The following is a 20008-nucleotide window of genomic DNA, read 5'->3' on the forward strand; positions in this document are numbered from 1 at the left end:
CGGACCATGGAGAAGCACATGAGCGTCAACAACCCGCAAACCCGTGAATGGCAAACCCTGAGCGGCGAGCACCACCTTGCACCTTTCAGTGACTACAAGCAGCTGAAGGAGAAGGGGCCGCGCATCATCACCAAGGCGCAGGGCGTGCATTTGTGGGACAGCGAGGGGCACAAGATCCTCGACGGCATGGCCGGCCTGTGGTGCGTGGCGGTCGGTTATGGCCGTGAAGAGCTGGTGCAGGCGGCCGAAAAGCAGATGCGCGAGCTGCCGTACTACAACCTGTTCTTCCAGACCGCCCACCCGCCTGCGCTGGAGCTGGCCAAGGCAATCACCGACGTGGCGCCCGAGGGCATGACCCATGTGTTCTTCACTGGCTCCGGCTCCGAAGGCAACGACACCGTGCTGCGCATGGTTCGCCACTACTGGGCGCTCAAGGGCAAGCCGCAGAAGCAGACCATCATCGGCCGCATCAACGGCTACCACGGCTCTACCGTCGCCGGTGCCAGCCTCGGCGGCATGAGCGGCATGCACGAACAGGGCGGCCTGCCGATCCCGGGAATCGTGCACATCCCGCAGCCATACTGGTTCGGTGAGGGCGGCGACATGACCCCGGACGCGTTCGGCGTGTGGGCGGCCGAGCAGTTGGAGAAAAAAATTCTGGAAGTCGGCGAAGACAACGTCGCCGCCTTCATCGCCGAGCCGATCCAGGGCGCCGGCGGCGTGATCATCCCGCCGGAAACCTACTGGCCGAAGGTGAAGGAGATTCTCGCCAAGTACGACATCCTGTTCGTCGCCGACGAAGTGATCTGCGGCTTCGGGCGCACCGGCGCGTGGTTCGGCTCCGACTATTACGACCTCAAGCCCGACCTGATGACCATCGCCAAGGGCCTTACCTCCGGTTACATCCCCATGGGCGGTGTGATCGTGCGTGACAAGGTGGCCCAGGTGCTCAGCGAAGGCGGCGACTTCAACCACGGCTTCACCTATTCCGGCCACCCGGTGGCGGCTGCGGTAGGCCTGGAAAACCTGCGCATTCTGCGCGACGAGAAGATCGTCGAGAATGCCCGCACGGAAGTGGCACCGTACTTGCAAAAACGTCTGCGTGAGCTGCAGGACCACCCGCTGGTGGGCGAGGTGCGCGGCCTGGGCCTGCTCGGCGCGATCGAGCTGGTCAAGGACAAGGCCACCCGCAGCCGTTACGAAGGCAAAGGCGTGGGCATGGTCTGCCGCAACTTCTGCTTCGAAAACGGCCTGATCATGCGCGCGGTGGGCGACACCATGATCATCGCGCCGCCTCTGGTGATTACCCATGCCGAGGTGGATGAGCTGGTGGAAAAGGCGCGCAAGTGCCTGGACCTGACCCTCGAAGCGATCCGTTGAGCGCCTGCTAGGCTAGCGAAGTGACATTAAGTCGTTACAAGGGGCTGGTTTCCTTGAAACAGCGCCTTGTAACTTGCCAGACTAGCGACTGTTCCAGTCGCCCGGCGCTCTGCACCGTAGGTCCTGGCTGCTGAACAGATGGCTAAATAAAAATTCTGGAGCATGACGCATGAAGAAATTGGGCAAGACGTTGCTGGCTGCAGCCCTGATGGGTGCCATGGCCACCGCTGTTCAGGCTGACGACAAAGTACTGCACGTGTACAACTGGTCTGACTACATCGCCCCGGACACCGTGGCCAACTTCGAGAAAGAAACCGGCATCAAAGTCGTCTACGACGTCTTCGACAGCAACGAAACCCTCGAAGCCAAGCTGCTGGCAGGCAAGTCCGGCTATGACATCGTCGTGCCGTCCAACAACTTCCTGGCCAAGCAGATCAAGGCCGGCGTCTACCAGGAACTGGACCGCGCCAAGCTGCCGAGCTGGAAGAACCTCGACCCGGCCCTGCTCAAGGCCGTTGGCGATGCCAGCGACCCGGGCAACAAATACGCCTTCCCCTACATGTGGGGCTCCATCGGCATCGGCTACAACCCGGAGAAGGTCAAGGCCGCACTGGGCATCGACAAGATCGACTCCTGGGACGTGGTGTTCAAGCCTGAGAACATCGAAAAACTCAAGAGCTGCGGCGTGAGCTTCCTCGACGCCCCGACCGAGATGATCCCAGCCGCCTTGCACTACCTGGGCAAGCCGAGCGACAGCACCACGAAGCCTGATCTGAAGGCCGCCGAAGAGCTGTTCCTGAAGATTCGTCCTTCGATCACCTACTTCCACTCCTCCAAGTACATCTCGGACCTGGCGAACGGCAACATCTGCGTGGCCGTGGGCTACTCGGGTGACCTGGAGCAGTCCAAGGCCCGTGCCCACGAGGCTGGCGACAAGGTCAAGCTGAACTACGTGATTCCGAAGGAAGGTGCCGGCACCTTCTACGACATGGTCGCGATTCCGAAAGACGCCGAGAACGTCGACGCTGCCTACAAGTTCATGGAATACCTCCTGCAGCCGAAAGTGATGGCCGGCATTACCAATGCCGTGCGCTTCCCGAATGGCAACAAGGCCGCTACCGAGTTCGTCGAGAAGGACATCACCAGCGATCCGGCCATCTATCCATCCGAGGAAGTGAAGGCGCAGCTGTACGCCATCAAGGCGCCTGAGAAGTCTGCCCAGCGCGACATCACCCGCAGCTGGACCAAGATCAAGTCGGGCAAATAAGCCCGATGCAGCACCTCTGGGCCGGGGTTTTCCGGCCCAGAGCCAGTGAATGGCAATTGTTGATTGCGGCATCGAGGCTGCGAAGGTAAGTTGCGCGCCGGTTTTACGCGCGCGGCAGCACCGCGCCGTTACCAGGGCACTGATTTTGAGGACCACCCACTTGTCTATTTCTGTATTACGCAAAGCCTTGATGGCTGGAGCGGGCCTGACGCTGGCATGCAGCGTCCAAGCGGCGCCTACGGTGCACCTGTACAACTGGTCGGATTACATTGGCCCGACCACACTCGCGGACTTCGAAAAGGCCACCGGGATCAAACCCGTGCAGGACGTTTTCGACTCCAACGAAACCCTGGAAGGCAAGCTGCTGGCCGGCAACACCGGCTATGACGTGGTGGTGCCGTCCAACCATTTCCTCGGCAAGCAGATCAAGGCGGGCGCGTTCCAGAAGCTCGACCGCAACCTGCTGCCCAACTATTCCAACCTTGACCCGGCGCTGATGAAGCGCCTGGAAAAGAACGACCCGGGCAACCAGTACGCCGTGCCTTACCTGTGGGGCACCAATGGCATCGGCTACAACGTCGACAAGGTCAAGGCGGCGCTGGGTGTGGACACCATCGATTCCTGGGCCGTGCTGTTCGAGCCCGAGAACATGAAGAAGCTGTCCAAGTGCGGCGTGGCCTTCCTCGACTCGGCGGACGAAATGCTCCCGGCGGTGCTCAACTACATGGGGCTCAACCCCAACAGCACCGACCCCAAGGACTACGCCAAGGCCGAGCAGAAACTGCTGGCCGTGCGCCCGTACGTGACCTACTTCCACTCGTCCAAGTACATCACCGACCTGGCCAACGGCGACATCTGCGTCGCGGCAGGCTTCTCCGGTGATGTGTTCCAGGCCAAGGCCCGCGCTGAAGAAGCGAAGAAGGGCGTGAACCTGGCCTACGCCATTCCCAAGGAAGGCGGCAACCTCTGGTTCGACGTGCTGGCGATCCCCAAGGACGCCAAGAACGTCAAAGAGGCGCACGCCTTCATCAACTATTTGCTGAAACCTGAGGTTATCGCCCAGGTCAGTGATTACGTCGGTTACGCCAACCCGAACCCCAAGGCTGGCGACCTGATGGACCAGGCCGTGAGGACTGACGCCGCGGTATACCCACCGCAGGAAGTGCTGGACAAGATGTTCGTCAACAGTGAGTTGCCACCCAAGGTGCAACGTTTGATGACCCGCAGCTGGACCAAGGTCAAGTCGGGCAAGTAACAATCCAGGCCCGCTGACCAAGCAGCGGCGGGCACACAAATCTTGTTGGGAGTTTCACTCATGGCAGTTGCCTCCGGTGCCTATAAGAAAGCCCTCGAGGGTGGCCAGCAACCCAAGCAGGTGCTGGTCAAGATCGACCGGGTCACGAAGAAGTTCGACGAAACCATCGCCGTAGACGATGTGTCACTGGAAATCCGCAAAGGCGAGATCTTCGCCCTGCTGGGTGGCTCCGGCTCGGGCAAGTCGACCTTGCTGCGCATGCTGGCCGGCTTCGAGCGTCCGACCGAAGGGCGGATTTTCCTCGATGGCGTCGACATCACCGACATGCCGCCCTACGAGCGGCCGATCAACATGATGTTCCAGTCCTACGCACTATTCCCGCACATGACCGTGGCGCAGAACATCGCCTTCGGCCTGCAGCAGGACAAACTGCCCAAGGCCGACATCGACGCCCGCGTGGCCGAGATGCTCAAGCTGGTGCACATGACCCAGTACGCCAAGCGCAAGCCGCACCAGCTGTCCGGTGGCCAGCGTCAGCGTGTGGCCCTGGCCCGCTCGCTGGCCAAGCGCCCCAAGCTGCTGCTGCTCGACGAGCCGATGGGCGCGCTGGACAAGAAGCTGCGTTCGCAGATGCAACTGGAGCTGGTGGAGATCATCGAGCGCGTCGGCGTGACCTGCGTGATGGTGACCCACGACCAGGAAGAGGCCATGACCATGGCCCAGCGCATCGCCATCATGCACCTGGGCTGGATCGCCCAGATCGGCTCGCCTGTGGATATCTACGAGACGCCGACCAGCCGCCTGGTGTGTGAATTCATCGGCAACGTCAACCTGTTCGAAGGTGAAGTGGTCGATGACGCCGAAGGCCATGCGATCATTGCCAGCCCGGAGCTGGAGCGCAAGATCTACGTCGGCCACGGCATCACCACCTCGGTCGAAGACAAGCACATCACCTACGCCCTGCGCCCGGAGAAAATGCTGGTCACCACCGAGCAGCCGACCTGCGAGCACAACTGGTCGCGCGGCAAGGTCCACGACATCGCCTACCTGGGCGGCCACTCGGTGTTCTACGTCGAGTTGCCGAGCGGCAAGGTCGTGCAGTCGTTCGTCGCCAACGCCGAGCGCCAGGGTACGCGCCCGACCTGGGGCGATGAAGTGTACGTGTGGTGGGAAGACGACAGCGGCGTGGTACTGCGGTCATGAAACTGCGCAAGCTCAAGCGAGCCTTCCAGCGCCTGACCCCGGAGGGGCGGCACCTGGTGATCGGCGTGCCGTTCATCTGGCTGTTCCTGTTCTTCATGCTGCCGTTCTTCATCGTGCTGAAGATCAGCTTCGCCGAAGCCGACGTGGCGATCCCGCCGTATACCGAGATCTACAGCTACGTCGAAGACAAGATCCAACTGGTGCTCAACCTGGCCAACTACGGCCTGTTGACCGAGGATGAGCTGTACATCTCGGCCTACCTGGGTTCGTTGAAGATGGCCTTCTTCAGCACCTTGCTGTGCCTGCTGATCGGCTACCCGATGGCCTATGCCATCGCCAATGCCAAGAAGGAGACGCAGACGGTCCTGCTGCTGCTGATCATGATGCCCACCTGGACCGCGATCCTGATCCGCGTCTATGCCTGGATGGGCATCCTCAGCAACAACGGCCTGCTCAATGGCTTCCTGATGTGGATTGGGTTGATCGACCAGCCGCTGCAGATCCTCAACACCAATCTGGCGGTGTACATCGGCGTGGTCTATTCGTATCTGCCGTTCATGATCCTGCCGCTGTTCGCCAACCTGGTGAAACACGACCAGAGCTTGCTGGAAGCCGCATCGGACCTGGGTTCGAGCACCTTCAACAGCTTCTGGAAAATCACCGTGCCGCTGTCGAAAAACGGCATCATCGCCGGCTGCATGCTGGTGTTCATCCCGGTGGTGGGCGAGTTCGTGATCCCGGAACTGCTGGGCGGCCCGGAAACCCTGATGATCGGTAAAGTGCTGTGGCAGGAGTTCTTCAACAACCGCGACTGGCCGGTGGCATCCGCCCTGGCGGTAGTGATGCTGGCGATCCTGATCGTGCCGATCCTGCTGTTCAACCGCAGCCAGGCCAAAGAAATGGAGGGCCGCGCATGAAACGCTTCAGTTTCTCCAAGCTGATGCTGGTGCTCGGCTTGCTGTTCATCTACCTGCCGATGCTGATCCTGGTGATCTACTCGTTCAACGCCTCCAAGCTGGTGACGGTGTGGGGCGGCTGGTCGATCAAGTGGTACGTCGGCCTGCTCGACAACACCCAGCTGATGGGTTCGGTGATGCGCTCGCTGGAAATCGCCTGCTACACGGCGGTGGCGGCGGTGGCATTGGGTACCTTGGCGGCCTTCGTACTGACCCGGGTCACCCGCTTCAAGGGCCGCACCCTGTTCGGTGGCCTGGTCACCGCGCCGCTGGTGATGCCCGAAGTGATCACCGGCCTGTCGCTGTTGCTGCTGTTCGTGGCCATGGCGCAGATGATCGGCTGGCCGCAGGAGCGCGGCATCGTCACCATCTGGATCGCCCACACCACGTTCTGCGCGGCCTATGTGGCAGTGGTGGTGTCGGCGCGGCTGCGTGAGCTGGACCTGTCGATCGAAGAAGCGGCGATGGACCTGGGTGCCAAGCCGTGGAAGGTGTTCTTCCTGATCACCATCCCGATGATCGCGCCGTCGCTGGCGGCGGGCGGCATGATGTCGTTCGCTCTGTCGCTGGACGACCTGGTATTGGCCAGCTTCGTTTCCGGGCCAGGTTCGACCACCTTGCCGATGGAAGTGTTCTCGGCGGTGCGCCTGGGCGTGAAGCCTGAGATCAACGCCGTGGCCAGCTTGATTCTGCTGTCGGTGTCGTTGGTGACCTTCTTCGTCTGGTTCTTCAGCCGCCGTGCGGAAGAACGTCGTCGCAAGGCGATCCAGCAGGCGATCGAGGAAGGGGCCGTGGCCAATGTCTCGGCGCCGCAGGTCAAGCGGCCTGCCGCAGCGGCGGCTTCGGCCTGACTTGACCATTCGCGTAAAGCCGCTCCCATGGGTCAGCATGAAACTGTGCTGAACCTGTGGGGGCAGCTTGCCGAAGTTGCAGTAGTCATTTCCAGCGAAGCGTCGACTCAGCTAACTCACATTAAAAATGTAGGACTGTGCCCCGCGTTACCCTTCGTTTCCAGATACGCTCGCAGCTCGCCGAACTGCTCTGTGACAGATTGCGTGACGTAACTCCAGAATGCCGGATTGTCCACTGTCTGTGTAACCACTTGGCTCGGTAAGAACCGCCGCATCTCGGCCTGAAATTCTCGCTGTGTCTTTTCCAGCCCCAAATTCGCCACGCGCGCGCTCCCTTGCTGAATGAACCATTCGACAGTTGTCGCATGATCACGAAGCTTAGCGGCGGCGAATTCATACGCCGGTGTCACTGCTCGCTGTCTGAGCCAGGCCAAGTCCCATAGGTCACGGTTCTTGATGCGCCCTCGGCGCAGGGCGAAGGCCAGCAGCTTATCGACGAAGATCTCTTCAAGGGTCTGCGCATTGACGATCAGCCCATCGGTGCCCATGTCTACGCCATAGGGGTTCAACAAGGTCATGGGCTTTCGTTGATAGGAGGGGATGGCACAGACGTCGATATGGATTTTCTGCGCCGGCAAGTTGCGAGCCTCGGGGCGAGTCTGAACTCGGAGTTTCCAGGTATCGACATTGCCTTCATCGCGCGTAGGTTCACTGACGTCAACCTGCAGTCCATACTTGTCGTTGAGCTTATTTACCAGGCTCTCCTTCAGTGCTGAGAAGTCCTCCCGCTTGAAGTGCGCACCGCCCGTAAAATCCAAGTCTTCGCTTAGGCGTCTGGAGCCATAGCACGTTCGTAGGCAGGTTCCGCCGATGAAGCAGAGATCCTGCAACAAGCCGGCCTCGCTGAGTATTCGCATGATGTCGTGATGGAGCAGCTCCTTCTCCACCACCACTTGCAGCGGAGCAAGTTCGGGTGTGTTATTCAAGGCTTGCTGTACGAGCTGGTCAAACAAATTCATTGGCAAGGTTCCAGTCAATCAGGTCCAGATTACGTCTGGCGCGCTTCATGTCAGCCACAGCCAGTGCTGGCTTGGCCCGCCACAGTCGACAGCGTTGGTCATAATCGAGCTGTCCTTGGAGTTCGGCGGCTTTACGGGAGGTATGGATAAATTCCAGAGTACCGAATGCGCCGCAACGTATGGTTTGTGTTCGCCCTGATGACATGAGGGTCAGCCAGTTCAGCGGCATCTGAGATATCACGCCAGCGTCGCTCAGTGCCGACTCCAGGCTGATGTAGTTCAGGTTATTTGCCCGCAGGCGTGCCGCTGCGTGGTACAGGACAAGCCCTGGATTCGGCTTTGCCAGCGTATACAGATACAGGCCTCGGCAGAGTCTTATCAACGTCGTGTCGTCGGCTGCACGGCTTAATAGGCTGCGATAGGCACCGTCGGATATATCGGGCAGCAGGCCTCGCATGTCGGAGGGGGTGAACAGGTAGCGTTGCGTTGTGGCTAATTGCTGCAGTCCTTGGTAGAGGCGTCGCAGAGGTTGGCTGGGCATCGGGGAGACTCTTCATAAAGTCACACTTAATGAAACTTAGTGTAGATGCTTGAGGTGATATCTGCACACTAAGTTACAGTTTTTGTGATTTTCTGTAGACTTCATGGATGAGGACGCGAAAACCAGTACGAGCCGTTGTACTGCTAAGAAGCCCGAACAGCCGCCATACCCGCCCAACTGACCTCCATCAGTGTTTTTTCTGAACCCTGATCTACGCTAACAGTCGCATCCCACGAATCATTTGCGCGCAAGCTAGGAGCCTGCATGAGGGTGACGCGACCACTGTTGGCCGTAGGCCTGGGGCTGTTCGGCCTGCTCTCAGGCTGCGGCAAGGAAGAACTGCCCGAGGTCATGCCTCGGGTCGGTGTCGTACAAGTACAACCCACCGATTTTGCCGCCAGGGTCACGCTGACCGGCGATGTGCAGGCGCGGGTGCAGACCGACCTGTCATTCCGGGTGGGCGGCAAGATCATCTCGCGCAGCGTCGATGTGGGTGACCACGTCAAGGCCAACCAGGTGCTGGCGCGGCTGGACCCGAAAGACCTGCAGAACAACGTCGACTCGGCCAAGGCCGAGGTGTTTGCTGCGCAGGCACGGGTCACCCAGACCAGCGCGGCGTTCGTCCGCCAGCAAAAATTGTTGCCCAAGGGCTACACCAGCCAAAGCGAGTACGACTCTGCCGAGGCTGCGCTGCGCAGTAACCAGAGCGCGCTGAAAGCCGCCCAGGCACAACTGGCCAACGCCAATGAGCAACTCAGCTACACCGCGCTGGTATCCGAGGCCGATGGCGTGATCACCGAGCGCCAGGCCGAGGTCGGCCAGGTGGTGCAGGCGACCATGCCGATTTTCAGCCTGGCCCGCGATGGTGACCGCGATGCGGTATTCAATGTGTATGAGTCGCTGCTGGTGGCGCCGCCGAGTGATGCGGGCGTGATCGTCAGCCTGCTCGACGATCCCAAGGTTCAGGCCCAGGGTTTTGTTCGCGAAGTGACCCCGACCGTTTCCGCAGAGAGCGGCACGGTGCAGGTCAAGGTTGCCCTGCGCAACGTCCCGCCGGCCATGCAATTGGGCTCGCCAGTGACCGCCACGGCGAATGCCCAAGGGAGGCCAAGCATCGAATTGCCCTGGGCGGCGCTGACCAAGGCGCTACACGAACCCGCCGTGTGGGTGGTGGGTGAGGGCGACAAGGTCGAGCTGCGCAAGGTCCAGGTTACCCGCTACCTGACCGGCAAGGTGGTCATCGCCCAAGGTATCAAAGGCGGTGAAACGGTCGTTGTCGCCGGTGGCCAGCTGTTGCATCCGGGCATGCAGGTGGAAAAAGTCGATGCCAAGGATGGGGGGGCTGCACCATGAAGCGCCTGCTACTGATTTGCGCGACAGGCATGCTGCTGGCCGCCTGTGGCAGTGAGGAAGAACAGCCCGAAACCGTGCGCCCGGTGCTGTCGACGTTGGTCGAGGCCCAGGCGCAGTCGCAACTGGGCCGCTTCGCCGGCACCATCCAGGCTCGCTTCGAAAGCACCCTGGGCTTCCGGGTGGCCGGGCGCATCGCCCGCCGTTGGCTGGATGTCGGTGCCCAGGTGAAACCCGGCGATACTCTGGCCACCCTCGACCCTACCGACCAGCAGAACCAACTGCGCGCCGCCGAGGGCGACCTGGCCAGGATCCAGGCGCAATGGATCAACGCCCAGGCCAACGCCCGCCGCCAGCAACAGCTGTACGACCGCGGCGTCGGTGCCCAGGCACAGCTGGACATCGCCCAGACCGACCTGAAAACCACCGGCGCCAGCCTTGAGCAAGCGCGTTCGGCCGTCAGCCAGGCCCGCGACCAGCTCGATTACAGCACGCTGCGCAGCGACCACGCGGCTGTCATCACCGCCTGGCAGGCCGAAGCCGGCCAGACCGTCAGCGCCGGGCAGGCGGTGGTCACCCTGGCCCGCCCCGATGTCAAGGAAGCGGTCATCGACCTGCCCATCGCCATCGCCGAAGCCTTGACTAAGGACCTTACCTTCACCGTCGCCTCGCAGCTCGACAACAGCATCAACACCACCGCCATCCTGCGCGAGCTGGAACCCCAGGCCGATGCCGCCACCCGTACCCGCCGCGCACGCCTGACCCTGGCCGGCACCCCTCCGGCCTTCCACCTGGGCACGGCGATCAGCGTGACCCTCACGTCGGCCATCACCCCGCGTAGCGAGTTGCCCCTGAGCGCGTTGCTGGAGCGCGATGGCAAAACCCAGGTGTGGGTGATCGACACGCAGCAGAAAACCGTCGCCACCCGTGATGTGAAACTGGTGGAACGCACCGCCGACAGCATCGTGCTGGCGTCCGGCGTGCAGCCTGGCGAGCGCGTGGTCACCGCTGGCGTCAACAGCCTCAAGCCCGGGCAGAAAGTCACCTTCGACGAGGACGCGCAATGAAAGGAAGCTTCAACCTGTCCGAGTGGGCACTGCGCCACCAGTCGTTCGTTTGGTACCTGATGTTCGTCGGCTTGCTGATGGGGATCTTTTCCTACTTCAACCTGGGCCGCGAGGAAGACCCGTCCTTCACCATCAAGACCATGGTGATCCAGACCCGCTGGCCGGGCGCGACCCAGGACGAAACGCTGTACCAGGTGACCGACCGCATCGAGAAGAAGCTCGAAGAGCTCGATTCGCTCGACTACACCAAGAGCTACACCCGCCCCGGCGAGTCCACCGTCTACGTCTACCTGCGCGACACCACCAAGGCCGCCGACATCCCGCAGATCTGGTACCAGGTACGCAAGAAGATCCAGGACATTCGCGGCGAGTTTCCCCAGGGCATTCAGGGCCCAGGGTTCAACGACGAATTCGGAGACGTGTTCGGCTCGATCTACGCCTTCACCGCCGACGGCCTGACCTTGCGCCAGTTGCGCGATTACGTCGAACAGGCCCGCGCCGAGGTGCGCGAAGTGCCCAACATCGGCAAGATCGAGATGATCGGCACCCAGGACGAAGTGCTTTATCTGAAGTTTTCCACCCGCAAACTGGCGGCGCTGGGCATCGACCAACGCCAGGTCATGCAAGCCCTGCAACAACAGAACGCCGTGACCCCGGCCGGGGTGATCGAGGCCGGCCCGGAGCGCATTTCGGTGCGCACCACCGGGCAGTTCGCTTCGGAAAAGGACCTGCAGACCGTCAACCTGCGCATCAATGACCGCTTCTTCCGCCTGGCCGATATCGCCGATATCGAGCGCGGCTACGTCGATCCGCCCTCGCCGATGTTCCGCTACAACGGCCAGACCGCCATTGGCCTGGCAATCGGCATGAAGGCTGGCGGCAACATCCAGGTGTTCGGCGCCGCGCTGGAAAAGAAGATGGCCAGCGTGATCAAAGACTTGCCGGTGGGCGTTGGCGTGCACACCGTGTCTGATCAGGCTGTGGTGGTAAAAGAAGCGGTCGGTGGCTTCACCAGTGCCTTGTTCGAGGCGGTGGTGATTGTGCTGGCGGTGAGCTTCGTCAGCCTCGGCGTGCGTGCCGGGCTGGTGGTGGCCTGCTCGATCCCGCTGGTGCTGGCGATGGTCTTCGTGTTCATGGAGTACAGCGGCATCACCATGCAGCGGATTTCGCTGGGTGCGCTGATCATTGCCCTCGGCCTGCTGGTGGACGATGCGATGATCACCGTCGAGGTCATGGTCACGCGGCTGGAAATGGGCGAGAGCAAGGAGGCAGCGGCGACCTTCGCCTACACCTCGACCGCCTTCCCCATGCTCACCGGCACCCTGGTGACTGTGGCCGGTTTCGTGCCCATCGGCCTCAATGCCAGCTCTGCCGGTGAGTACACCTACACCCTGTTCGCGGTGATCGCCGTGGCGCTGATCGTGTCCTGGGTGGTGGCGGTGTTCTTCGCCCCGGTGCTCGGCGTGCATATTCTCAAGGCCGACAAACTCAAGGCCCACGAGGCAGAGCCCGGCCGGGTCGGGCGGGCGTTCGAGGGGGGCCTGGTGTGGTGCATGCGCCACCGCTGGCTGACCATCATCGGCACCATCGTGCTGTTCGCCCTGTCGTTGTTCTGCATGCGATTCGTGCAGAACCAGTTCTTCCCGTCGTCCGACCGCCCGGAAATCCTCGTCGACCTCAACCTGCCGCAGAACGCCTCGATCGAGGAGACGCGCAAGGTGGTCGACCGGCTGGAGGCGCGCATCAAGGACGACCCGGACCTGGTGCGCTGGAGTACCTACATCGGCCAGGGCGCGATCCGCTTCTACCTGCCGCTGGACCAGCAACTGCAGAACCCGTACTACGCCCAGTTGGTCATCGTCAGCAAAGGCTTTGAAGAGCGCGCAGGCATGATCGCGCGCCTGCAGAAATTGCTGCATGAAGAGTTCGTCGGCGTCGGCACCAACGTGCAGTCACTGGAAATGGGTCCGCCAGTCGGCCGGCCGATCCAGTACCGGGTCAGCGGCAAGGACATCGACCAGGTGCGCAAGCACGCCATCGACCTGGCTACGATGCTCAATGCCAACGAGCACATCGGCGAGATGATCTACGACTGGAACGAGCCCGGTAAGGTGCTGCGCATCGAAATCGCCCAGGACAAGGCGCGCCAGCTGGGGCTGTCGTCGGAAGACGTGGCCAACGTGATGAACAGCATCGTCAGCGGCGCGCCGGTGACCGAGGTCAACGACAACATCTACCTGGTGGACGTGATCGCCCGCGCGGTGGACAGCGAGCGCGGCTCGCCGGACACCCTGCAGAACCTGCAGATCGTCACCCCCAGCGGCACCTCGATACCGCTGCTGGCCTTCGCCACCGTGCGCTACGAGCTGGAGCAGCCACTGGTGTGGCGCCGCGACCGCAAGCCGACCATCACCATCAAGGCCTCGGTCAACGGTGACATCCAGCCCACCGACCTGGTGGCGCAGCTCAAGCCGAAGATCGACGAGTTCGCCAGCCAGCTGCCGGTCGGTTACGAAGTGGCCACCGGCGGTACGGTGGAGGAGAGCGGCAAGGCGCAAGGCCCGATTGCCAAGGTCATTCCGCTGATGCTGTTCCTCATGGCGACGTTCCTGATGATCCAGCTGCACAGCACGCAGAAGCTGTTCCTGGTGGTCAGCGTGGCGCCCTTGGGGTTGATCGGCGTGGTGCTGGCGCTGGTGCCTACAGGCACGCCGATGGGCTTCGTGGCGATTCTCGGCATCCTCGCCCTGGCGGGCATCATCATTCGTAACTCGGTGATCCTGGTGACCCAGATCGACGAGTTCGAGGCCCAGGGCTATTCGCCGTGGGATGCTGTGATGGAGGCCACCAACCACCGCCGGCGGCCAATCCTGCTGACCGCGGCGGCGGCCAGCCTGGGCATGATCCCGATTGCCCGCGAAGTGTTCTGGGGGCCGATGGCCTACGCCATGATCGGCGGCATCATCAGTGCAACGCTGCTGACGCTGTTGTTCCTGCCGGCGCTGTATGTGGCCTGGTACAAGATTCGCGAGCCAGAACACAGCGAAAAATCCGCACATTGATCCCTGTGGGAGCGGGGCAAGCCCGCTCCCACAGAGCCAGCGCCATGCTTTTCAAATGGTTATATAAACATTCTTAAACAGTATTTTTAAGAATATCCGCGCCTCACTACTATTGCCCTCAAGCCAGGCGCAAATCCCCTTCAAAACCTCTGCCCGGCACCTCACTCACAGGAGAACGAGCATGAGTGCATCTCTGCGTAGCATCGACGGTCAGGACGAAGCCACCATTCTGCGTGAGATCCAGAGCGCCTTGCGCGATCTGCGTTTCGGTGCGGTGGAGATTACCGTGCACAACGCTCAGGTCGTGCAGATCGAGCGCAAGGAGAAGTTCCGCCTTCAACAGCCCGGCCACAAACCCGGCTGATACCGCCCCACCTTCAAAACTAGAAAAATGCCAATCGGGAGCTTCACCATGTCCATCCGCCGTTATGCGCTCGCCGCCCTGGCCAGTGCCGTTTTTGCCGGTTCCGCCATCGCCAAGGACTACGAACTGCTGAACGTGTCCTATGACCCGACCCGCGAGCTGTATCAGCAGTACAACGCCGAGTTCATCAAGCACTGGCAGCAAGCGCACCCGGACGACAAGGTGAAGATCCAGCAGTCCCATGGCGGTTCGGGCAAGCAGGGCCGCGCCGTGATCGACGGCCTGCGCGCCGACGTGGTGACCCTGGCCCTGGCCGGCGACATCGACGAAATTGCCAAGCTCGGCAAGACCCTGCCGGACAACTGGCAGACCCGTCTGCCGGACGCCAGCACCCCATACACCTCGACCATCGTGTTCCTGGTGCGCAAGGGCAACCCGAAAGGCATCAAGGACTGGGGCGATTTGATCAAGAAGGACGTCTCGGTCATTACCCCGAACCCCAAGACCTCCGGCGGCGCCCGCTGGAACTTCCTCGCTGCCTGGGCCTACGGCCTCAAGCAGGGTGGCGAAGCCAAGGCCACCGAATACGTGAAAGAGCTGTTCAAGCATGTGCCGGTACTGGACACCGGCGCCCGTGGCTCGACCATCACTTTCGTCAACAACGGCCAGGGCGATGTATTGCTGGCCTGGGAAAACGAAGCCTTCCTGGCCTTGAAGGAAGATGGCGGCGCCGACAAGTTCGAAATCGTCGTGCCTTCGCTGTCGATCCTCGCCGAGCCGCCCGTGGCCGTGGTCGACAAGAACGCGGAGAAGAAGGGTAACAAGGAGATTGCCGAGGAATACCTCAAGCACCTGTACAGCCCGGCCGGCCAGAAAATCGCCGCCGAAAACTTCTACCGCCCACGTGACGCGAAGGTCGCTGCCGAGTATGGCAAGCAATTCCCGAAACTGGATCTGGTAACCATCGACAAGGACTTCGGTGGCTGGAAGACTGCACAACCGAAGTTCTTCAATGACGGCGGTGTGTTCGACCAGATCTATCAGGCGCAGTAATGCCATGGTGAAGCTGGGGCCGCTTTGCGGCCCATCGCGCCGGACCGCCGCGATGGGCTGCAAAGCAGCCCCAAGATTCAAAAGCCTGCACCGGCCCGGGATTCGTCCCGGGCTTCGTGCGTCCAACCAGGGATTTTTATGTCACGTCGCATTTCCCCCGTCATACCCGGCTTCGGGCTGACACTGGGCTACACCTTGGTGTACCTCAGCCTGATCGTGCTGATACCGCTGGCGGCCATGTTCATCCATGCCTCGCAGCTCACCTGGGAGCAGTTCTGGAACATCATCAGTGCGCCGCGGGTGATCGCCGCGCTCAAGCTGAGTTTCGGCACCGCCCTGTTCGCCGCCATCATCAATGGCGTGATTGGCACCCTGCTGGCCTGGGTGCTGGTGCGCTACACCTTCCCCGGGCGCAAGATCATCGATGCGATGATCGACCTGCCGTTCGCCCTGCCCACCGCCGTTGCCGGTATCGCCCTGACCGCCCTCTATGCCCCGCAAGGCTGGGTTGGCCAGTTCGCCACCGACCTGGGCTTCAAGATCGCCTACACCCCGTTGGGCATCACCCTGGCGCTGACCTTCGTCACCCTGCCGTTCGTGGTGCGCACGGTGCAGCCGGTACTGGCGGATATCCCGCGTGAAGTCGAAGAAGCCGCCGCCTGCCTGGGCGCGAAGCCGCTGCAGGTGTTCCGCCACGTGCTGGCGCCGGCCTTGCTGCCGGCCTGGCTCACCGGCTTTGCCCTGGCCTTTGCCCGTGGCGTCGGCGAGTATGGCTCGGTGATCTTCATCGCCGGCAACATGCCGATGAAGACCGAGATCCTGCCGCTGCTGATCATGGTCAAGCTCGACCAGTACGACTACACCGGCGCGACCGCCATCGGCGTGCTGATGCTGGTGGTTTCCTTCATCCTGCTGCTGCTGATCAACCTGCTGCAGCGCCGCATCGAAACCCCTTGAAGGAGGCCCGGCCATGTCCAGTTCATCCCTGAGCACTACCGCCGCCGCCAATGCCGCGCGGCGCGGCAGTGCCACCTCGCGGCGCATCCTGATCGGCCTTGGCTGGCTGGTGTTCGCGCTGTTCCTGCTATTGCCGCTGGTGATCGTGGTATCGCAGGCATTGAAAAACGGCTTCGGTACGTTCTTCGAGGCGATCTTCGAGCCTGATGCGTTGTCCGCACTCAAGCTGACCTTGCTGGCAGTGGGCATCTCGGTGCCGCTGAACCTGGTGTTCGGCGTCAGCGCCGCCTGGTGCGTGAGCAAGTACACCTTCCGTGGCAAGAGCATCCTCGTCACCCTCATCGACCTGCCGTTCTCGGTGTCGCCGGTGATCGCCGGCCTGGTCTACGTGCTGATGTTCGGCGCCCAGGGCCTGTTCGGCCCGTGGCTGCAGGACCACGACATCCAGATCGTCTTTGCCCTGCCGGGCATCGTCCTGGCGACCATCTTCGTCACCGTGCCCTTCGTGGCCCGTGAACTGATCCCGCTGATGCAGGAGCAGGGCACCCAGGAAGAAGAAGCCGCGCGCCTGCTCGGCGCCAACGGCTGGCAGATGTTCTGGCACGTGACCCTGCCGAACATCAAGTGGGGCCTGATCTACGGCGTGGTGCTGTGTACTGCGCGGGCGATGGGCGAGTTCGGCGCGGTGTCGGTGGTGTCGGGGCATATCCGCGGCGTCACCAACACCTTGCCGCTGCACGTGGAGATCCTCTACAACGAGTACAACCACGTCGCGGCCTTCAGCGTGGCCAGCCTGCTGCTGATCCTGGCGCTCTTCATCCTGCTGCTCAAGCAGTGGAGCGAGAACCGTATTAACCGCCTGCGCCATAGCGCCGCGGAGGAATGATTCATGTCGATCGAAGTTCGTAATGTCAGCAAGCGCTTCAACAGCTTCCAGGCCCTGGACAACATCAACCTGGATATCCACAGCGGCGAGCTGGTGGCCCTGCTCGGCCCGTCCGGCTGCGGCAAGACCACTCTGCTGCGCATCATCGCCGGCCTGGAAACGCCGGATGACGGCAGCATCGTGTTCCACGGCGAGGACGTGTCCGGCCATGACGTGCGGGATCGCAACGTCGGCTTCGTGTTCCAGCACTACGCGCTGTTCCGCCACATGAGCGTTTTCGATAACGTCGCCTTCGGCCTGCGCATGAAGCCCAAGGGCGAGCGCCCGAGCGAGAGCAAGATCGCCGAGAAGGTCCATGAGCTGCTGAACATGGTGCAGCTGGACTGGCTGTCCGACCGCTACCCCGAGCAGCTTTCCGGTGGCCAGCGCCAGCGTATCGCCCTGGCCCGCGCCCTGGCGGTGGAGCCCAAGGTGCTGCTGCTGGATGAACCTTTCGGCGCCCTCGACGCCAAGGTGCGCAAAGAGCTGCGCCGCTGGCTGGCGCGGCTGCATGAGGACATCAACCTGACCTCGGTGTTCGTCACCCACGACCAGGAAGAAGCCATGGAAGTCGCGGACCGTATCGTGGTGATGAACAAGGGCGTGATCGAACAGATCGGCTCGCCGGGCGAAGTGTACGAAAAACCGGCCAACGACTTCGTTTACCACTTCCTCGGCGACTCCAACCGCCTGGCGCTGAGCGAAGGCCACCACGTGCTGTTCCGCCCGCATGAGGTGTCGTTGTCACGTCATGAGACCGAGGGGCACCACGCCGCCGAGGTGCGTGACATTCGCCCGCTGGGTGCGACGACACGGGTAACGCTCAAGGTGGAAGGGCAGAGCGAGCTGATCGAGGCCGAGGTGGTCAAGGACCACGACAGCCTGACCGGGCTGGCGCGTGGCGAGACGTTGTTCTTCAGGCCGAAGGTTTGGCAGAAGGTGGCGGATATCTGATTCGTCAGGCGAGTGGGAAACCCGGGCATGGTCCCGGGTTTTTTTATGGGCATTCAATGCTCTGCCTGTATTTTTTATATGCCTATAAGGCATCGCCTAAACCTCACCTCTGCCAAGCCCCCGAAACCCGCGGCCTTGAGCCATTCTCTGAAAATACATATTCCTTAAAGATCTAACTTTAACTTCAAACATTACTTTAAGAGCTAAGCCCCTGCCCCCGATGATTCAGCCACACACCTGAATCAAGAACCCCAGGAGTTTGATCAATGGGTAATGTCCAGACGGCCGTCAGGGCCTACGACCAGCCATGGCGCCCAGCCCCGGGTGACCTGGTCGAGCTTGGACGGACGCTTCGCCTGCCACTGGGCCAGCTGCGCCTGCAACGCACCCCGGTCAGCGGCCTCAAGCGCCGTGACAAGCTGGCGCTGGGGCTGCTGGTGCTGGCCTTGCACGGCGCTGCGGCCTACTGGGTGAGCCAGTCGCCGACGCCTGCGCTGCCAGTGGTGCCGCCGCAGATTCCGCCCATGACCATCGAGTTTGCCGCGCCTGCGCCGCCTGTGGTCCAGCCGCCACCCCCCGCTCCGGCACCGCCGGTGGTCGAACCTCCGCCACCGGTAGTCGACGAGCTGGCCGCCAAGCCCAAACCGAAGCCCAAACCTGTGTCTAAACCGGTCGCCAAGCAGCCGCCCAAGCCACAGCCCAAGCCGGTCGAGGCACCACCCCCTGCGCCCGCACCAGTGGCCGCCCCGGCGCCGCCCGCACCACCGGCCCCGGTGACGCCACCCTCGGCCAACGCCGCGTATCTGAAGAACCCGGCGCCGGAGTACCCACAGATGGCCCTGCGCCGTGGTTGGGAAGGCACCGTGCTGCTGCGGGTCGAGGTATTGCCCAGCGGCAAGCCGGGGCAGATTCAGATCCAGAAGAGCAGCGGCCGCGACGCCCTCGACGCCGCCGCGCTGGCTGCGGTCAAGCGCTGGAGCTTCGTCCCCGCCAAGCAGGGCGACGTGGCCCAGGCCGGCTGGGTCAGCGTGCCGATCGATTTCAAGCTTCGCTAACTTTTCACAGAACATAGGAAGACATCACCATGAGCCTGCTGGCATCCCCCCTCGAATCCGTTGAAAGCGCAGTCATCTGGCTGCTGGTTGGTTTCTCTGTCGCCACCTGGGGCCTGGCCCTGGTCAAGGTCGTGCAGTTCGTGCGGTTGAAGAACCAGGACAAGCGCTTCCACCAGCAATTCTGGGCCGCATCGAGCCTGGATTCGGCTGCCGAGATCAGCCACGAACTACCCGGCCCGGCAGCCCGCGTCGCCCAGTCCGGTTATGCCGCGATTGCCGTCGGCGATGCCCAGGCCAACGACCTGAGCCACGCCATCAACCACCAGGACCGCCTGGAGCGCGCCTTGCGCCAGCAGATCGTGCGTGAGCGCCGCTCGCTGGAAACCGGCCTGGCGGTGGTGGCCAGTATCGGCAGCACCTCGCCGTTCATCGGCCTGTTCGGCACCGTGTGGGGCATCATGGAAGCCCTCAAGGGCATCAGTGCCGCGGGCTCGGCCAGCCTGGAAACCGTGGCCGGCCCGATCGGCGCGGCGCTGGTCGCCACCGGTGTGGGTATCGCCGTCGCGGTGCCAGCGGTGCTGGTCTACAACTACTTCCTGCGCCGCCTCAAGCTGACCGCCGCCGACCTGGATGACTTCGCCCATGACTTCTACAGCCTGGCGCAGAAGAGTGCCTTCCGCGTACTGGTGCACCCTGCCGTGCACAAGGCCCAGGCCGGATTCACCCAGCCAGTGAAGGAGGCGTCCTGA

18 protein-coding genes are annotated in these 20008 nt (G+C 62.2%); 16 read left to right on the forward strand and 2 right to left on the reverse strand.

Going from position 1 to position 20008, the window contains the following annotated elements:
• The first annotated feature begins 18 nt into the window (after window positions 1-18).
• The 6 genes from ACIQUF_RS17555 to ACIQUF_RS17580 all read left to right on the forward strand — a co-directional run bounded on the left by ACIQUF_RS17555 (window position 19) and on the right by ACIQUF_RS17580 (window position 6912).
• Entirely contained in the window at window positions 19-1380 is a 1362-nt protein-coding gene (locus tag ACIQUF_RS17555) for an aspartate aminotransferase family protein (protein WP_403133664.1), read from the forward strand.
• Between the two features lie 169 nt (window positions 1381-1549).
• Window positions 1550-2647 carry a polyamine ABC transporter substrate-binding protein gene (locus ACIQUF_RS17560; protein WP_403133666.1) on the forward strand — a complete coding sequence of 366 codons (1098 nt, stop codon included), beginning with the start codon at window positions 1550-1552 and terminating at the stop codon, window positions 2645-2647.
• A gap of 160 nt (window positions 2648-2807) precedes the next feature.
• Window positions 2808-3902 carry a polyamine ABC transporter substrate-binding protein gene (locus ACIQUF_RS17565; RefSeq protein WP_400803898.1) on the forward strand — a complete coding sequence of 365 codons (1095 nt, stop codon included), beginning with the start codon at window positions 2808-2810 and terminating at the stop codon, window positions 3900-3902.
• Between the two features lie 60 nt (window positions 3903-3962).
• The gene (potA, locus tag ACIQUF_RS17570) at window positions 3963-5105 is read left to right on the forward strand and encodes a polyamine ABC transporter ATP-binding protein (RefSeq protein WP_403133669.1); all 1143 of its coding nucleotides are present in this window, start codon (window positions 3963-3965) and stop codon (window positions 5103-5105) included.
• Window positions 5102-6022, forward strand: a complete 921-nt coding sequence (locus ACIQUF_RS17575; RefSeq protein ID WP_403133672.1) for an ABC transporter permease subunit — start codon at window positions 5102-5104, stop codon at window positions 6020-6022. The genes potA and ACIQUF_RS17575 overlap by 4 nt, the downstream gene beginning before the upstream one ends.
• Window positions 6019-6912 carry an ABC transporter permease subunit gene (locus tag ACIQUF_RS17580; protein WP_403133674.1) on the forward strand — a complete coding sequence of 298 codons (894 nt, stop codon included), beginning with the start codon at window positions 6019-6021 and terminating at the stop codon, window positions 6910-6912. Before ACIQUF_RS17575 ends, ACIQUF_RS17580 begins: the two co-directional genes overlap by 4 nt.
• 116 nt (window positions 6913-7028) lie before the next feature.
• On the opposite strand, the gene ACIQUF_RS17585 is transcribed toward ACIQUF_RS17580, so the two are convergent.
• A complete protein-coding gene (locus ACIQUF_RS17585; protein WP_403133676.1) occupies window positions 7029-7931 on the reverse strand; it encodes a nucleotidyl transferase AbiEii/AbiGii toxin family protein in 903 nt (300 codons plus the stop codon).
• On the reverse strand, window positions 7918-8472 hold the full coding sequence (abiEi, locus tag ACIQUF_RS17590; protein ID WP_403133678.1) for a type IV toxin-antitoxin system AbiEi family antitoxin: 555 nt from the start codon (window positions 8470-8472) through the stop codon (window positions 7918-7920). The genes ACIQUF_RS17585 and abiEi overlap by 14 nt, the downstream gene beginning before the upstream one ends.
• A 264-nt stretch (window positions 8473-8736) precedes the next feature.
• Here abiEi and ACIQUF_RS17595 point away from each other — a divergent pair, with 264 nt between their 5' ends.
• The 10 genes from ACIQUF_RS17595 (at window position 8737) to ACIQUF_RS17640 (ending at window position 20008) form a co-directional block, all read left to right on the forward strand.
• Complete coding sequence (locus ACIQUF_RS17595; RefSeq protein WP_403133680.1) at window positions 8737-9825, forward strand: efflux RND transporter periplasmic adaptor subunit; 1089 nt, start codon at window positions 8737-8739, stop codon at window positions 9823-9825.
• On the forward strand, window positions 9822-10889 hold the full coding sequence (locus ACIQUF_RS17600) for an efflux RND transporter periplasmic adaptor subunit (RefSeq protein ID WP_403133682.1): 1068 nt from the start codon (window positions 9822-9824) through the stop codon (window positions 10887-10889). The genes ACIQUF_RS17595 and ACIQUF_RS17600 overlap by 4 nt, the downstream gene beginning before the upstream one ends.
• Window positions 10886-13951, forward strand: a complete 3066-nt coding sequence (locus tag ACIQUF_RS17605; RefSeq protein ID WP_403133684.1) for an efflux RND transporter permease subunit — start codon at window positions 10886-10888, stop codon at window positions 13949-13951. Before ACIQUF_RS17600 ends, ACIQUF_RS17605 begins: the two co-directional genes overlap by 4 nt.
• A gap of 181 nt (window positions 13952-14132) precedes the next feature.
• Window positions 14133-14315 carry a sulfur starvation response protein OscA gene (oscA, locus tag ACIQUF_RS17610; protein ID WP_264311110.1) on the forward strand — a complete coding sequence of 61 codons (183 nt, stop codon included), beginning with the start codon at window positions 14133-14135 and terminating at the stop codon, window positions 14313-14315.
• A 48-nt stretch (window positions 14316-14363) separates the two neighbouring features.
• The gene (locus ACIQUF_RS17615) at window positions 14364-15368 is read left to right on the forward strand and encodes a sulfate ABC transporter substrate-binding protein (RefSeq protein WP_403133686.1); all 1005 of its coding nucleotides are present in this window, start codon (window positions 14364-14366) and stop codon (window positions 15366-15368) included.
• A gap of 138 nt (window positions 15369-15506) precedes the next feature.
• Window positions 15507-16325: a sulfate ABC transporter permease subunit CysT gene (gene cysT / locus ACIQUF_RS17620; RefSeq protein ID WP_400803877.1), complete on the forward strand. Its 819-nt coding sequence runs from the start codon at window positions 15507-15509 to the stop codon at window positions 16323-16325.
• A 13-nt stretch (window positions 16326-16338) separates the two neighbouring features.
• Window positions 16339-17211 carry a sulfate ABC transporter permease subunit CysW gene (gene cysW / locus ACIQUF_RS17625; protein WP_400803875.1) on the forward strand — a complete coding sequence of 291 codons (873 nt, stop codon included), beginning with the start codon at window positions 16339-16341 and terminating at the stop codon, window positions 17209-17211.
• 3 nt (window positions 17212-17214) lie between these two features.
• On the forward strand, window positions 17215-18204 hold the full coding sequence (locus ACIQUF_RS17630; RefSeq protein ID WP_008093195.1) for a sulfate/molybdate ABC transporter ATP-binding protein: 990 nt from the start codon (window positions 17215-17217) through the stop codon (window positions 18202-18204).
• 266 nt (window positions 18205-18470) lie between these two features.
• On the forward strand, window positions 18471-19259 hold the full coding sequence (locus ACIQUF_RS17635) for an energy transducer TonB (protein ID WP_403133689.1): 789 nt from the start codon (window positions 18471-18473) through the stop codon (window positions 19257-19259).
• Window positions 19260-19288: 29 nt separating this feature from the next.
• Complete coding sequence (locus ACIQUF_RS17640) at window positions 19289-20008, forward strand: MotA/TolQ/ExbB proton channel family protein (RefSeq protein WP_403133690.1); 720 nt, start codon at window positions 19289-19291, stop codon at window positions 20006-20008.

The organism is Pseudomonas sp. NPDC090233, assembly GCF_044772285.1.
GTDB lineage: Bacteria > Pseudomonadota > Gammaproteobacteria > Pseudomonadales > Pseudomonadaceae > Aquipseudomonas.